General features: G+C 54.0%; 11 protein-coding genes. 1 reads left to right on the plus strand and 10 read right to left on the minus strand.

What is annotated here, in order from left to right; genetic code table 11:
* The 4 genes from F556_RS39255 to F556_RS0120620 form a co-directional block, all read right to left on the minus strand.
* On the minus strand, nt 1-254 hold a 254-nt coding region (locus tag F556_RS39255), incomplete at its 3' end, for an RHS repeat-associated core domain-containing protein (RefSeq protein WP_157272881.1).
* Nucleotides 202-4,044 (minus strand): RHS repeat protein, encoded by a 3,843-nt coding sequence (locus F556_RS0120610; RefSeq protein ID WP_020618893.1) that lies wholly within the window; start codon nt 4,042-4,044, stop codon nt 202-204. The genes F556_RS39255 and F556_RS0120610, both read right to left, overlap by 53 nt.
* Entirely contained in the window at nt 4,034-5,029 is a 996-nt protein-coding gene (locus F556_RS0120615) for an RHS repeat protein (protein WP_169447617.1), read from the minus strand. Before F556_RS0120615 ends, F556_RS0120610 begins: the two co-directional genes overlap by 11 nt.
* Nucleotides 5,030-5,291: 262 nt before the next feature.
* Nucleotides 5,292-6,122 carry a MerR family transcriptional regulator gene (locus F556_RS0120620; RefSeq protein WP_083938075.1) on the minus strand — a complete coding sequence of 277 codons (831 nt, stop codon included), beginning with the start codon at nt 6,120-6,122 and terminating at the stop codon, nt 5,292-5,294.
* Between the two features lie 125 nt (nt 6,123-6,247).
* Here F556_RS0120620 and F556_RS0120625 point away from each other — a divergent pair, with 125 nt between their 5' ends.
* A complete protein-coding gene (locus F556_RS0120625) occupies nt 6,248-6,808 on the plus strand; it encodes a GNAT family N-acetyltransferase (RefSeq protein ID WP_020618896.1) in 561 nt (186 codons plus the stop codon).
* A 36-nt stretch (nt 6,809-6,844) separates the two neighbouring features.
* On the opposite strand, the gene F556_RS0120630 is transcribed toward F556_RS0120625, so the two are convergent.
* The 6 genes from F556_RS0120630 to F556_RS0120660 form a co-directional block, all read right to left on the minus strand.
* Complete coding sequence (locus F556_RS0120630; protein ID WP_020618897.1) at nt 6,845-7,189, minus strand: hypothetical protein; 345 nt, start codon at nt 7,187-7,189, stop codon at nt 6,845-6,847.
* Nucleotides 7,190-7,303: 114 nt separating this feature from the next.
* On the minus strand, nt 7,304-9,172 hold the full coding sequence (locus F556_RS0120635; protein ID WP_020618898.1) for a leucine-rich repeat domain-containing protein: 1,869 nt from the start codon (nt 9,170-9,172) through the stop codon (nt 7,304-7,306).
* Between the two features lie 676 nt (nt 9,173-9,848).
* Nucleotides 9,849-10,757: a macrolide 2'-phosphotransferase gene (locus tag F556_RS0120645; RefSeq protein WP_020618899.1), complete on the minus strand. Its 909-nt coding sequence runs from the start codon at nt 10,755-10,757 to the stop codon at nt 9,849-9,851.
* 2 nt (nt 10,758-10,759) lie between these two features.
* Complete coding sequence (locus tag F556_RS0120650) at nt 10,760-11,311, minus strand: TetR/AcrR family transcriptional regulator (protein ID WP_020618900.1); 552 nt, start codon at nt 11,309-11,311, stop codon at nt 10,760-10,762.
* A 243-nt stretch (nt 11,312-11,554) separates the two neighbouring features.
* Nucleotides 11,555-12,064 carry a superantigen-like protein SSL4 gene (locus tag F556_RS0120655; protein ID WP_157272869.1) on the minus strand — a complete coding sequence of 170 codons (510 nt, stop codon included), beginning with the start codon at nt 12,062-12,064 and terminating at the stop codon, nt 11,555-11,557.
* Between the two features lie 233 nt (nt 12,065-12,297).
* A complete protein-coding gene (locus F556_RS0120660) occupies nt 12,298-16,527 on the minus strand; it encodes a fibronectin type III domain-containing protein (RefSeq protein ID WP_020618902.1) in 4,230 nt (1,409 codons plus the stop codon).
* Nucleotides 16,528-16,559 lie beyond the last annotated feature (32 nt).

Consider the following 16,559-nt stretch of genomic DNA (forward strand, 5'->3'; position numbering starts at 1 on the left):
CACATCCCCATCGGATCCGTAAAGCGCAGCGGGTTATTCTCCACATACGTATACGCATTGAGGCTGCTTGGGCGGTTCATGAAGCCTTCGAAGCTGTCCTCCTGGATGAAGCGGCCCAGGCCGGGATCGTACCAGCGGGTGCGCAGGTATTGGAGTTCGGTGGTCGCGTCCCAATACTCGCCGGAGTAGCCGAAAGGATTGTCAACTTGCTCTTCTACGGTAAGGGGGTTGCCCCAGATTATCGTAGGTGTAATGGTTTAACTGGGTGCCGTCCGCAGCATACAGTCCTGTAACGTCGCCGTGACCGTTATGCAGGTAGTAGGCTTTGCTGCCGTTAGTATTCTCGCGGTAGAGTAATTGTTCTCCACGGGCATAGCGGGCCTTGAAGGTAACGGTATCGCCGCTCACGGTGCCTTCGGCAATGATGTTCATTCCATCATAATAGTAACGGGTGGTGGTAGCAACCCCGTCCACGGTCTCCGTGCGCTCGGTCATCAGACCATCGCCGTTGTACGCGTAGGTGACTACGGCCTCGCCACGGTTTACGCCTGTCAGTTGGTCCGCATCGTCATAGGTGTACTGAACTGTATCCGTATGCGGCACCTGCTGGCTGGATTGCAGCGTCAGGCGGTTGCCACGCTGATCGTAGGTATAGAGCTCGTTGCCTTCGGTGCTGCTGATGATCCGGTTCAACTGATCGTACGTGAAGCTGCCGCTGGTTGTGCCGTCGGTACGAGTCAGGATGTTGTCGTTGTCATCATAGGTATAGCCGAAGGTCTGCCCCAGGCCCCCGCCACTATGTGAGAGCTCGGTCAACCGGCCGAACCCGTCATGCCGGTACGTGGTGACCAAGGTCTGCGCGAGCTTCAACTGGTGGAGCTGCGAGGTCTTCAGGTAGTTCAAGTCCTCGATCGGCAAGCTATCGCGGTAGCTGTAGGCCGCCTCTTGGGTGCCCGAAGCGCTAACGCCTGTCAGCTGGTTGTCTTGATTATACGTGTACGTATACACTTCATCGAATGGATCGGTCATGGTATGACGCAGTCCGTTATCATAGTACGTATAGCTGATCCATTTGCCGTCCGGATACGTGATTCGCTCCACCTGGTTGTTCGGATAGTACGTGTAGGTGGTCGTTCCCGTCTCGTCGGTCATGGTCTTGCGCTGGCCGTTCTTCTCGTACGTGAAGCTGGCACTTTCGCTGCCGCTTGTCCAGCCTGTCAGGCGGTTACGTGCATCAAATTGATTGTTCACCGCCATGCCGCGGCGTGTCGTGCCCCCGGTCAGATTGCTGTTGTCATCGTACGTGTACCATTCACTGCCCGTGAGGGAATCGGTCTTGGACAACCGGCGTCCCCACTCATCATAGGTGTAGCTGAGTTGAGAGGCATCTGCAAACACCTTGGTCGTCAGGTTGCCTAGCTTGTTGTATTGGTAAGACGTCAGCTGCGGCGCTGCGAGTGCATCAGGAGTCTGAGTGATGGTCTGCAGCCGGTGCAGTCCATCATTGCGCATACCGGTTACGGAACCAAGTGCATCTGTCTGCTCCGTCTGGAACGGATCGCCATTCACCTCGTAGGCCGTAGACATGGTCGTTGCAAGACTGCCGGTTAGCGTATTGGCACGCTGCGTGCCCGTGGTACGACCCAGTTCATCTGTTGTGTTGGTCGTGACCTGCCCGTAATCGCTCGTATGCGTCGTCTGGCGCAGCACGTCATTGTAACTGGTCCCGACCACTCGGCCTTCTGCACTGGTCACGGCTACGAGGCGGCCAGCCGCATCATACGTATACTCCGTACGCTTGCCTTCACCATCCAGACTGTAGTCGAGCTCGCCAACCTCGTTATAATGACGCGTCTCCACATCGTAGAAAATAATATTATTACTGTTATCCTTCTGCTTTTGCATTTGCAGCTTGTGTGGACGGCCCAGCCCATCATGAATCCAACGGGTCTGACGCCCCTCCTCATCGGTCATCTCCAAGACCGATTGTTGGTTAATCGTATCGTAGCTGAAATCATAGGTGCTGACGCCGGCTTCAATTTCTCCATCCACCTTCGGATGGGTCACCTGTGTAAGCCGACCTACGGCATCGTACATGTAGGACTGCGAGGATAGCTCGGGCGTGCCTTGCTTCACTGCATTCCCATCGTGGTAGGTCAGGACTCGGCCAGTTGCCAGATCATAGGTATACCGCTGTTCAATGGTCCGCTCATTTCCATCCTCGTCCAGATATTGCTTGATGGAAGTCGGATAGGCATGCTTTGTCGTCCCGTCATAGTCGATCGTTGTACGTTGGGTACGTGTGCCCTCAAGCTGGCGTGTCATCTGCGTGACGTTGCCATAGGCATCATACAGATAGCTCTCTTGCTCAGTGGCAGGCTGACCCTGCTCATCCAGATACGACTGAACGACCTGATTCACTTGTGGCAGCTCTGCATCTACCGTGTAAGCCATATCCAGCGCTGTGACGCCGCCAATCATCGTCCGCTCGGTGGTCATCAATCCCGGATAGTGATTAGCATACGTATAGTCGCTAATATGTCCGCGTGCATTGGTGAAGCTGATCATATTGCCATACGCATCGTAGCTATATTGCTCGGTTAGCGTGTCGGTGGCGGCAGGATCCACCGTGTAATCGGTGCTGACCTCAGACAAGCTGGTTGTCAGCTCAGTTAAGGGATCGTAGGCCATCTGGATTTCTCGGCGATACTCCCCCTCCTTCTCCCATGTCGCATTCGTCACTTGATGCTTGCCGTTCAGTGTGTTCGTGACAACCAGCTTGTTCTCAGGTGAGATGTGACCCGGTGCGTTCGGGTTGCTGATCATCGTTTCTACCGTGGTGTAGCCGGTGACGGAAGGATCAGTGAAATCCACATCATCATAGGTGAAATTCACACGATTCTTTTTGCGGAAAATCCCTTCTCGAATCTCGTCATACCTGCTGGTCACCCGCGGATAGCCGATGACGCCATGCTCACCCAGACGCTTGTCGGCTGTTGTGTATTCGAAGGTCGTCCGGGAACCCGTAGGGTACGCAACCCGGGTCAGTCCAACGTACAACACGCTGTCACTACCAGACACCCGAGTATCATAATCCACGTTTACGTTAAGCTTGGTATACTCGTAGGCCGTCGTCTCCCCATTCTCATTGGTGACGGAGGCAAGCTCGCGTTCCTTGTTCGTGTTACTGATCAGCCGTTTCCGGTACACAATCTGTTGACCGTCTCCGTACCCGACTGTCATTGAATTGGAAGTATAGGCAAAGGTAATCTCCCGGTTCAGCGTATCAATAATCCGGTTCATTAATGGATATTGCATGCCTTCATTCACCGGATTATTGGCATACTCCACCACGATGACATTGCCATACGCGTCCTGGCTGCCGATCCATTTCCCATCCGCATCAAAATACACGGTGGTGCCTACCGTATCGCTCAGCTCAAAGGCTGCTGTGGCGCTTACTGCTGCTTCCGATGCATCTGTTGTCTGCAAGACGGTCGATGACGGACCAAAGGACAAATCCTGCAACGGATATCCAACCAGCCCCGCACCTCCGCTGGCTGTCTCATAAACCGACCCATCAGGCAAATGAACGAACATGGCTCCATCACGCATTTCAAGCGACGGAAAGGCAAAGGACCAGCCTGCGCCCAGATTGTAGGTGCGCTCCTTATAGGTGTCCTGTTCCATATCTGTTCCGATACCTGAGCTACCGCTGATAGCAAACGGCTCTTCCAAGTGAGCGGTATTGCTCTCATAGAGTCGTGTAATTGCGACATCCAGCCCATTGCGTCCCGGCAGGACGAAGTCCGTTTCCATCCAGCGTAGCGTACCGGATACCGGCGAGATCTGCTCGCCTTCGGAAGCGCCGGAATAAGGCGAATTGGCCACCATCTCATAGATGGAATGCGGTGTCGCTACACGGTTCAGCGTATCAACGGTGTCTGGACTCTCAACCGCTTGTACCGGCGGCGGTACGGGGACGGTTACTAAACTGATGACCAGACAGATAAGCAACAGACGATGCCATAATTTATTGTTCATGGGATGGGATTTCCTCGCTTTCGGTTACTGGAGTGACAGCGTCCGTCGATTCAAGCTCATCCGCTTCAGTCATCGCGGTTGTAGACACATCGCCAATGAACTCACGCTGGGTCAAGTTGCCTTGGGCATCATAGGTGAACACGATGCGTCCTCCCGTGGACAACTGCATCTCGCTCAGGCGCCCTTGTACATCATACGTGTAGGTGTACAGCACGTCGGCTCCAGTCATTGCTAGCAAATCGGCTGTAGACTCCTCCATTGAGAGTTCATCGGTTTGAAAATTCAGCACCTGGGTTAACTGGGCTGGGTAAGCCAAGTCAGCCCCGCTGAAGCTTAGGTCCAGATAACGCCGCTCGCCTTCGGTTCGCAGCACGGGCAACACATCTTGTTCTGTGCCCGCAGCGTCGATCAGCTGGAGCGGTTGCAGGTTCCATTGCGCCAGATCGGCATGAACGGGAAGTGAACCTACCAGCTCATACGTGAAGGTGTGAGGCGCATCCGCCGTGTGAAGTGTCCACGTTTGGACGAGCGTGTCGGCGGTTATATGTATCGTAACATCGGTGTCTAGCCACGCCGTTAGATAGGATAAGAGATTCGGTTCGTCCGTTGCCATGTCAGCTTGTGCAGAGCTGGCATCGACCGGCAGCCACTCGATCTGACTGTCTTCGAATGCGACGCGCCATCCTTCGGTGAATTTCGTGGAGACGGACAAGTCAAAAGTCCCTGCTACCTTATGCCACGTATTGTCTTGTTTTTGTTCTTGATCCACATCATCCGTATCCTCCATGGGCAGCTCTTCGACAGAGTCCGCTGCTGGGGGATGATTGTCGTTCCCTTCTGTTCCTGGGTCGTCCTGTCCCGTCTGTACTTCCACTCCCTGTTGTCCTGATGGATGTTCCGCTAGGGTTCCTGCAGCTGCCGGTACCGTTAATAGCATGGCTGCCATCGAGGTGATGGCGACATAGCTCCAACCACGTTTTTGCATGACCATTTCGTTTCATTCCTCCGACTCATATGGATTGGTCGACACACACTCCTTAAGACCCTTCCCACCCCCTGCCTTGGAGACTAGTATTGTTGTCCTCGCATCTCATGGTAGTCTAATAGACCCATGATGACACAGGGGGTACTTACACTACTTCCAGAAACATGAAACACTTCCGTTAAAAATAATTTTCTCCTTGACACAGCCAATAGACCTATGCTCATTGGCATAGGCCTCCCTAATTCCACTGTTTTAACGTGCCTTATTTCCCTTCAACCAGCCCCTCAATCTGCACCATCACACGCACCACATACGCCTCGGAATCGCGCAGCACGACCTCATCCTGAAGGTACTCCTCATACGCATCCCCAATGACGACATACTGATGTTTGTCCAAGTAATCAAAAATTTGAGGGTAGATTTTATCGGTATCTCCATAATTCGCTTGGGCATAGGAAACAAGGTAGAAACCCTCCGGCATATACACCTGTTCGTGGGCCTGTGTGGTCATCCGGCAGAACATATGGGATACGCCGTCCCCATCTCTGTGGAGCAGATCTTCCTTCGGTACAATGACGCCATTGGGATAACCGAGCGGGGCATGCTCCTGCTGCAGACGTTGCTGAAAATCCTGCCAGAGCGCCTCCGGGAATTGCGCCTTGGATCCGTGTACGCGGCGGCTCAGTAGCAATGGTACCCGAGGCTGCTCGATGACGTGCATCCGGGTTGTGTCCACGTGCATGGATTGTTCAATATTGTCGGCCCGCCTACTCACCATCTGTCTGGTCTGCTCCAGTCTGGCCAGCTGCAAGCGGAGCATCGCCTCCTGCTGTCGCAGGAGTTCTAGTGTGCCTGCCGGGGTGCGCTGCTCCAGATGCTGCCGGATGTCCTCCAGCGACATCCCCAGGTCTTTGCAGACTTGGATCACCCCGATCGTATCTAACTGGCTCCGATGATAATACCGGTATCCGTTGCCGGCTACATACGCGGGCTTGAACAGTCCCAGCCGATCATAGTAAATCAACGTTTTGCGTGGCACATCGGACAGCTTGGAAAAGGTACTAATCGGTAACAAATCGGCTTGCTGCATCATGGTTTCCTCCGTCGCCCCGTTCTTGACTGTATAGTCGCTATACAGCTTATAATAGCACGAATACCGGCCTAGTTCCTTTACAGGAATAGGTTCAACTTACATTAAGTGAAAGGCAGGCCTAACGAATGAAACCTACCATACCAACGGAACGATTGATTCTCAGAGCATTTTCGGAGGGAGATGCTGAATCCTTTTTTGCCTATGCCAGCCAACCCAGAGTAAACTGCTTCCTCAGGGATAAAGTCGCCACCCTGGAAGAAGCGGCTGAGAAGCTGCAACAGAGAAGCCGTGAGGATGACTATTTTGCCGTATGCCTGAAGGAAAACGGAACATTGATTGGCGAATTATTCTATCACAAGGAGGAGCCCGATACGTTCAGTGTGGGCTGGCATTTCAATGCGGACTGTGGGGGTGTGGGCTATGCCCGGGAAAGCGCGGAAGCCCTGCTCCGCTATCTGTTCCTTGAACAAGAAGCCAGGCGAGTCTTTGCTTATACAGAGGACGATAATGTGCCATCCCAAAAGCTCTGCGAGAAGTTAGGCATGCGCCGGGAGGGCCTTTTCATGGAATTTATCTCGTTTACTACCTACGAGGACGGCACGCCAAAATATGAAAACACGTACCAATATGCTCTGCTAAAGAAAGAATGGCTGCACCAGAAATCTAGCCAAGTGGTTAGCCGATAAAAAGCAAGACGGCAGTCGTTGGAGGCTGCCGTCTTGCTAATGAACCCCCTCAATCGTCACCTTTCCCCAGAACGACACAAAGGCTGTAGTTGTGAAATTCGGAGGTTGCGCCTGCTCATTCTCGTAGGGCCCGCCGCAGTTATATTCCAACCAGACCTTGCGGCCAAAAGGAACCTGCCACATGCTCTTCACCCCACAGTCTTCACAGTTGAACCCACACCCGTCAGACACTTCGGCGTTCAGCTGCTCGAATGCGCCAATCGTACGCTTTTTTGCATAAGACTCACTCAGCCAGGGACTCCACCTTGCAAGCATCATCAACGACACCAGACCGATTAGGACGAGCACCATCAGACTTAAGGAGCGTTGTTGCCATTTCACGATCCCTCACTCCCTCCGTATGCTCCAATATAGACGTCCGGCAAAGACGAAAGTTTCAAAAAAACAGCAAAGAACGAGATCTCGCACGTCAAGTGCTTCGACCTCGTTCTCCATTTAGTAAACTGTCACCCCGTTGCCCAGCACCGTCCGGTTCTGCACAGGGTTGCCAGCCAGATAGATCTTCTTCAAATTGGTTAACGGAAGCAGCGGCTCCAGATCCAGGATCGCGTTATTCTCCAGATGTAGGACCTCCAGCTGCTGCCAGTCCTTCATGAACCCGAGACTCTGAATAGAACCATCCTGCAGCTCGAAGGATCGGAGTCCGGTCAACCCGGTCAAATACGGGGTAATCAGGTCCATATTGCTGATATTAGCTCGATCAATCTGATAATAAGATCCATTCAGTATCAAATGCTCCAGCGTATCATTCTGGTAAGGCGGTTCCGTTAGAATATCGAATCTGCACTCTATACACTCCAATGTCGTGACATGCTGAAGCGCGAATAGTGCTTCTGTCTCTTCATAGAAATACGTTTCCTCTCCCCTGATCGTCTTCAACGCAGGAAGCTGATTCAGGGCTGCCACCTCTAGCAATTGGGAGCCTCTCCTCATATTAAGCTCCGTCAGCTGGGTGAAACGTACCAAATGCTGTGCATTCAAGCCGGTGTCTAAGTCCACGCTCAGCGATTGGAGATTGGGCGCTTCCAGCGTTGCAATAAATGAGGCTGGCAGATTGGCCCGTCGGACATGAGGCAGCTTTAGCGCCGGTGTTGTCCCATAGTAGCTTGAGATGGACAGCTCCGTCAGCGAGGTGAGATTTTCAACCACCTCCAGCGACTCAACATCCCCACTGCTGGCAAGCCGCAGCTTCGTCAACGACGTTTTGTCCCGCAGCGGTTCCAGACTGACCAGATCTGTCGATTCGATATCCAGTACCTGCAGGCTTGGCATATTTCGTACAAAATCAATGGTCTTCAGGTTGAACAGTCGCTCAAGCTTCAGCTCCTGCAGTTGACTAAGAGCAAAAAGGCTGCTGAGATCTGTCACGTCAGTTCCCACAATCGTCAACGATTCCAGGTTACTCATGGAAGAAAGCCAGTTCAGATCCTTCACAATGTCCACCTTCAGCGACCGCAGCGGCAGCTGTTGCAGGAGATGAAAATCCGTTACTTCATCGCTGGCATAGGTGAGGTGTAGAGACTGCAAATTCGAGAATTCCAGCAATAAAGCCATTTCATCATTACTTCGTATCTGAGTCGTCAGATGCAAGATCTTCGAACGGTCCCCAAAATAGCGGGCAAACGAACGGAAGGATTCATTAAAGCTGGCCGAGTAGCTCTTCAGTTTCTCCATATGGCTGTATGTAATGCTATCGCTGCGGCCGATATCGTATTCATTATTGAAGGCAAGTACGGTCAATCCGGGAAAAGCTTCAAAATCCTGTTGCTCAATTTCTTGCGCATTCAACTGCTTGTCAGCAATAACGTAATCCACCAGCTTGGCCTGCTCATTGGTGAACGGGTCATCGAAGCTGTAGGTGAAGTGCCACTGGTTATCCTGCTTGACGGCAGACAAATAACGCAAACTCGCCAGTTCCTCTTGTGTAGGCGATGCAGCGCCCTTATTAAAAATATCTCTCATCATGAATTGCAGCACTTCGCTCTGCGGCTCGGTGCGAATGACGTGGTTAGGCTGAAGCGAGCGGGTGTGACCTTCCTGATAGGAGGTCCAGATATAAAAGACCAGAATCGCCAAGAACAGAATGATGAAGCCCAAGGCCCCTTTCACAATTGTCTTGGATACTGTCTTGGCCGGGGCTGGCACAGCCGTCCCGTGATAATGATGCACCGACTGATCGACATAGTACACATGATTTTCCTTGAGCAACAGCTCCGTTCGGCAAAAAGGACACTTGAAGGTGCCTCCATCTTGTCGCTCGATTGTACCGTTGCAGTTGGGACAATTCAGTTGAATAAACGGCACCGGCCGCCCTCCCTGCTTCCGTGGAATAAGTGCAAATTTCAGGCTGTTGAAAAATAAAGCCTACAGTCACGGATCGATCTTACGATCGCTGTTGTCCCCAGATTTCTTGGTTATCTACCCCCTATAAGGAGAGAAATCCGGGGACAGCGTATGCTTTCGAAGCTAGCTTTTCTGCGAAAAGCTTGAGGCGAACGCTCCGAAGCATATGCTCCCGAAGCCGCTTTCTTTCAGAAAGCGTTGACCAGATTCGATTCCGTGCCTCTCCGGCCGTTTTCAACAGTCTGAAATGAATAGTATGTAAATTAATACGCAAGAATCGAATCAAGGTAGCATTTTAGTCTACTCTATGGATTTTAGCACATTTTGGTATAATATGAAGGTACAACAGACTTGGGTTGGGAAGTATCGCCTCTAGAGCGGAGGTGATGCGTATGCTATTTTCGTTAACTGAAGTGGTTATGCTCGGCATGCTCCTGCTGGCGTTACTCACTTATCTGCACGAACGAAAATAACCCGCCCAGGTTATCGGCCAAGGGAACGGGTTATTTTCTCTAATTCTTTGGGGGTTTCCCACCCAAATATGTTGTACGGGGAGTCGGACGGCCATCCGGCTCCTTATTTCTATCCTAATCATAACATGATGGTTTCATTCATGCAATTTCCCTTTCGTATCTCTTTAACTACCACTCACACCCAGCGCTTCTTTTGCCATCTTCACATAGTCTTCTACGCCAGAGACCAAGGCAAACTCGGCGATCGCTACGGCATAGGCCGCGTCGACCTCGATAATATGCTCCTTCATCTTGGGCCAGCTATTGCCGCCAGCTTGCTGGTAGGCATGGATCAGAGCCTCCAGACCTGCTTCGCCGAATGCTTTGTAGGTAAACACAAAATCAATGGAGACATCCGTTACCTTAGCCTCTGTCCAGTCGATTAAGCCGGTCACGTTCGCATCCTTATCAATCATGGTATGACCGGCATGGACGTCGCCGTGGATCAGTCCGGTGGTCTGAGGCCACATCTCTTCATCGTTAAGCCATGCCTGCCACCGCTCCCATAACGCCTCGCCTACACCAAACTGGGCCTTTACCGCCTCCATCCGCTGCTTCATGGAAGCTCTTGCTTCCTCTGGTGTATGCACGACCAAGCCCAGTGCCGCAGCCTTCTCTCTGGGCAGCTTGTGAAGCTCTGCGAGTACACGGCCAAGCGAGGTGTGAAAGGCTGGTGGTACATTGTCAGGATCGAGCTCCCACACATAGTTGCCTATGGCGTGATCGATGGTCCCTGCCGGTACACCGTCCAACTTCTTGTAAGCAATAAGCTCATCGGTGTAAATAGTCCAATGCGGGGCCTGGAAGGTGGTCGCCTCTTCGTGAATCAGATCCAGGATTTGCTTTTCCACCTTGGTTCGGGGCATGACGTCTTCACGCCGCGGTAGTCGCAGCACCCATTCCTTCCCTTGCTCATCCAAGGCAAACACCACTTGAAAATCAAGCCCCGACTCATTGAATTCCATCGTGTCTTCTTTAATCTGAAGCTGATGTCTTGCTGCCATCTCCAACACCTGGTGGATGTCTTTACTCATGGTTATCCCTCCGTTCTTGTCATTTGATTGGCTACGGCTTCGAATAGCAGTTCTCGCATCCGCTCATAATTGTAAGGCTCCAGATTCCCTTTTTGAGCTCCGATGAGCATAGCCGATTTCAGCACACCGGCAATGACCTGCGGTTCTTCTTCGATTAAAGCTCCCACGGCTTGCCGCGATTGGATGAACTCCGTGAGAGGAACAATGCTTCTCAGGTTCTCGGAGCCTACATAATATGGATTCAGCTTACGGCAGACCAGTTTATACTCTTCCAGGTCATAGACCATCCGCGCTGTCAGTACATTTGTTTCCATGGCCATCACCATCTCATGCAGATAAGTCTTGATTGCCGATCTGGTATCTCTTGCAGCCGCAACCCGAGTCCACACCTGCTGTTCAACCCGCTCTCCTTCCTGAGCAAGCAAGGTCATATAGAGCATTTCTTTGGATTCAAAAAATACGTAAAACGTACTTTTGGCAATTCCGACCGACGATGTGATTTCCTCAAGCGAGGTACTCTTAAAGCCCTTATCGACAAAAAGACGATACGCCACGTCAAGTAAATCAGTCCTTAGGCTTTCTTTTTCGGCTGCTGTAAATTTAGCTATAGCTTATTGCCACCTCCATATCACAAAAACATAAAAACAAATTGTTAATTTGTTTTTATAATAATGGGAGAAGGGCAAAAAAGCAAGCTTTGTTCACGCCAAAAAGCAGATCACATCGACTGCAATCTGCTTATGGGCCTATTCTTTTGTTTCTTTCCATTGTTGAGCGTTCTCCGCAGCATGGTCACTTTAAGATTCTGACCAGTTCACAGTCAGTTCAATGACGCCTTCCCGGCTCGCCATCGCTCCGCCAATCACCGACCAGTGCTGTTGCGTATTCGGGTCCGTTCCTTGAATGATAATGTTTTTATCATCCAATAGCGAGGCTGCGTCCGTCATGCCTTTGTCGTCAAAGTATTGCTTGTAGAGCTGGGATACCGTCTTCATATCTTCTTCCGAAGTAAAGATAACCATCGCCGATTTTTTGCCTTCGTTTTCGCCGGAATTGGCAAAGGTAATCACCGCATCCTCAGGTAACGGGAAATCATCTGGCAACTCTGCGGGCAGCTCATCTGAAGCAGACGAAGAGGTAGTAGGGGTATCCTCTGGGGCCGGCTGCTCATTGGTCCCCGAGGTTGCTTCCGTATTTGTCGGTCCGTTTGCATTGGCAGGCTGATCGTTTGTATCGCTACAAGCGACCAAGGTCAACATGAGTGCCAGAGAGGCAGTGGCCACCCAGGTCATTTTTGTCTTCTTCATCGTCATTCACTCTCCGTCTTCTTGAATTCTTCCGTTATTTACTCTTCATTACCCAAAAAGACATGGAAAAATAAAGCAAGGTCAAAAATATTTTTCGACGGTGTTCCTGAGAAGATGCTCTGACACACAGAAGACTGGCGACGAGGCTGGATAAAACCAAATAAGACCACCCAACTCCGCTGAATATGCGGGACTTGGGTGGTCTCATGGAGTTTGACTAATTTTACTTGAGCCTATTCTAACCGATTATTAGTGGGATACTCCGGCAGACTGCCAAGCCGTTCATTGCTCCAGAAAGGAAAGCCGTTATGTCCGTATTCGTGACTCCGGATGTACCGGCGGAAGTGCTCACCCGGCTTCGGGTCCCAATCGATGAGGCCGCCGGGTGCTGTATCCCGCTCTATTGAGGGCGATCCTTCACCGTTGCCATTGACAGCCGCTACACTGTACACGGCATAGACCCCATCTTCGCTAGGTGCACCGTCTGTGTCCACGGTATCCCTCGCATCCACAGCTTGACGGGTCTCCTCGACGTTCAGAGCATGCCGAACCTTTCCCGCCTTCGGATCAACACCAATCGTCTCGTCCCGATACGAACGAGCTTCACCCTCGTACACGAGTTCACGCTCCGCGCGAACACCGCCACCTACGATCTGCCTGTACAGCCGGTAACACTTCGCCCCGAGTACCATGCCCCATGACACCTCAACTGCCCCATCCTGGCGTCGCAGCCGCAGACCATCCGGGGCACTTGGCGCCTCGGCCGATGGATAGATCGGATAGGGCTCGCTCCACCGGCCGGCTGCCTGCCCCCGCCACGGACGCAGCCGCACATGCAGCTTGGTGCCGGGCACCAGTCCCTCCAGGCGGTAGCGCGCTTCACCGATACTGTCGTGTGCAGTACGCCATGAACGGCAACCATCCCGGCTCACTGCAATCTCATAGCGGTCGGCTCCCGCAGCCGCATCCCAGGCCAGCTCTGCTGCCCCGGGCCCAACGAGCCAGAGGTGCAGAGGTCCCGCCTCTCCAGGAGCCGCGTCGCCAGCAGTCCACTGCCATTCCGAGCTGCCGGCCGGGAGGGTGAATGTCAGTACAGCCTGCCCGTTAGGACTACTCCGCCAAACTGCGGTCTCGCTCACTTCTCCTCCAATATAGAGATGATGTGCTTCCGATCCCCACGACGCGGGCAACTCCAGCCGTACGCTCATGGACTCAGCTGCAGCGGCTTGACCGCTCAGCTTGCCTCCGGTGGTCGTGAAAGCAAATCCACCAACCTCAGCCGCGCGATCTACTGTCGGCTTGAAGCCTGGCGTAACGGTCACACCCGCACCAACTCCAACCTCGTCAGAGCCTGACGCACCCGCCTCCGCTGCTCGACCTGCCGTTGCCCAATTCATGGCATCCACCTGCCCAGCCCGGTCGTTGGCCTTACCTGCGCCGCTATCTGGCTCAATCACCACCCGAATACCAGCGACCGCAAGCGAGCGTCCACGGAACAGCGCTGCTTCCACCTGCTGCCCATCATACCGCCGAACGATGCCCGCATAGCCGTCAAAAACCAGTTCTCCATCGTTATGCCTGATTCGGGTTGCGCTGCGGAACACCTCGTCAACCCGGCCGGCCAGTGTCACCCGGGCGCCATAGCTCGTCGCCTTCACATTCAGAATCTGCGGCTGCCAGGACCCACGGTGGGTGACGACGGTGAGGAAGTCGCCGAAGCCGTCATAGTAGCGGCCTATTGACCCGTCAGGATAGCCCTTGGCTGGCCGGTTCAGCTTATACGTACCCGGCGGCAGCTGCGGGCCGTCTACGGGGCCCGCCAGTTGAACGGGTGACGCGGCCACTCCAGGCTTCAACTGGTAGATCGCAGGCGCGGGATCGTCGCGATGCGTGAACCAGGAGAAGCGCCCCCGTACGCGCATATCTGCCACCTCATCATAGATGACAATATAGTCATTGCCCGACATCAGCACACTGCGGGAGCGATAGTGCGGTCGCGCCGATGGCCCTGCCTCCAGGAGGGCAAATTGGGCGAAGCCGAAGTCATGTAGCGGTGCCGTCAATTCGTGACGGCCAATGCTCTTGTATTCGTGCCCGTCCAGCACCGCGAAGGTCGAGCTGCCCTCCCCGGTTCCCATGTTGTCATCGCCGACGTCCTCGGCACGGTTGTAGCTGTAGCGCTTGCCGTCCGCATAGTAGTAGATAATACCGTTGCCACCATCGCCCGAGCGGCCCCAGCGGTAATTGGGACCCTCATCAATCTGCTGCAGGTGGACCGACATTTCACCGCCAGTCCCCACACCGGAACGCAGGACGAAGCCATAGCCAGTATATTTTGCCGATTGCAGCTGCGGCGGCGTGCCAGTATTGGCTGCCGTCTCGCCAGCCAGCATTAACCGCCAGATATCGCCGGGCTTGCGGCTCTCGAAGCCCGCCGAGTCCACCGGGCAGACCGCCAGCAGCCGCTCTGCCAGCAGCGGCTCGTAGCGCAGCAGCATCTCGCCCACCAGGCGCAGCGCATACGGCGGTAGCTGGGGATCCTCATGCACACCGGAGTGCGCACCTTGCTGCGGATAGGAACGACCCTGCGGCAGCGGCGCACTAAGGCTGTTCAGCAGCCAGTCTGCCAGCTTGGCGAGATTGGGATACAAGAGTGTGTGATCGCCATAGGTCTTGTACAGACACCAGGCTGCCCGCACGGTAGGCACCAGCATAGCCCAAACGTAACAGCCCAGATTTTCCGTCCAGCGGCCACCCTTGGCATCCCATGCCGGCACATCCGGACGGGTGTGATACTTCAGGTTGAGCGCCATCGCTTTTTCAACATGCGCCCGCCACCGACCCGCGTGTGGATGATTAGGGAACAACGCCGACATATAGGCCGGTACCATCTTGTAGTCCGCAAGGAAATTCGGATGCCCGGCCAGCATCGTCTCGATGGGCGCCACGTACTCATCCTCCCGCACATACGCCATGAAGACGCTCGCCGCCTTCAACCGTCGGAACTGCTCTGGCGTCATCGCACGCGCAGACAGATCGAAGACCGGTGTCCAGTAGGCAAACTCCCGGCTTGCCACCGGCGCCGTCCCCTCGACCTGATTGAACTGGAAGCTCAGCTTGCCCACAATCTCCTCCATATCCTCCGGTACCGGCGGTCCTTGCAGATCGAAGTACCAGAGGTGCATCGTGTCCGGCAGCTGCTCTGGATCGAACAATCGCGGATAGCTCTCCTGCGGCTCCTCCCAGTCCAGTACCCAATCCTTGACCTTATCGAGCGCCAGAAAACAGTGCCACAACGCCAGCTCGTCGATTAACGGCAGCTCGCTGCCCACCGCTGGCTGCTTGATTGCGGCTGTTGCCTCCGCCGCTTGCTGCCGATCCGCAGGGTAGAGCGCAAGCTTGGTGGAGCGGATACCTGAGGCCAGCGGATAATGCCAACTCAGCAGCTCGGACTGGCCTGCCTGCTCTGCTGCGTTCACACGCTCCGCTCCCCCCGATTCACTGACTCTCCGCCCATACTTGAAGCTGATCGCCAACGTATCCGACGAGCGCCACAGCGCATACTCCCCGTCGTTCCACCGTAGCGGATCGCCATGGAATAGTCCTGCAGCTAGACCCTTTGCTTCGTCGACAAAGGCCATGGAGCGGCCCCGGCGCCATGAATGAGAGTTGTCGTAGGGGATGATCCGCAAAGGGAGCTCTCCCTGCTCTTCCAGATAGGCATCGATAGCCTCTTCGCCCCGGCTGCGGGTATAGCGCCAGGTAGGTGCGAAGCCATGCCACACGATATCCAGCCTGGCACCTGCCGCATCCTGCATCTCCTCCTCGAGCTCCAGATAGGGCATCGAGGCGAAAAGCCGGAGCTGCAGGACATACTGACCGCCATCCTCCCAGATCACCGTAATCCGCTGTTCATGCAGGACGGGACCGGCAGCCAGACATTTGCTCCGGATCTCGCATATTTGCCCCGGACCGACCAGCCTGGCGACTGCCAGTTCACCGCCATCAGGGCTGCCGATACGGAATAGCTCCATTTCATTTGGAAGTTTTTCTTCCTTGCCCGAGGTCAGGGTGAAGCCGCCATCCGGAAGTTTCACTTGGATGAGATGGTTACCGAATTGGAAGCCTCCCTCATTTTTATAATAGGTTCTGCCTTGATTCACGCAGCCTTCCTCTACCCCCCGCTCACCAGCTTGCGGTCCGTAATGCAGCTCATACCGGTGCTTGCCCCCTTGCGGCAGGTCTGTCAAGAAGCATACCTCACCCTGAATCACGAAGCCGTCCTGCAGCTCACTCTCCACCACCTGCACCGGTAGCGGCTGTCCGGTACTATTCAATAGCCGGAAGCTCTCCGGGTGTGCTTCGCGAGGTGCGAACGTGACCGGATAACGGACGGGAGATAGCGGCCATGCATACTTGTGATGATGCAGGTGATCTTGCAGTTCAATGACATATATACCCATCGTAGTACCTCCTGTGCCCATGGGTAAAACGT

The sequence above is a fragment of the Paenibacillus daejeonensis DSM 15491 genome (assembly GCF_000378385.1).
GTDB classification, from domain to species: Bacteria; Bacillota; Bacilli; order Paenibacillales; family Paenibacillaceae; genus Paenibacillus_D; species Paenibacillus_D daejeonensis.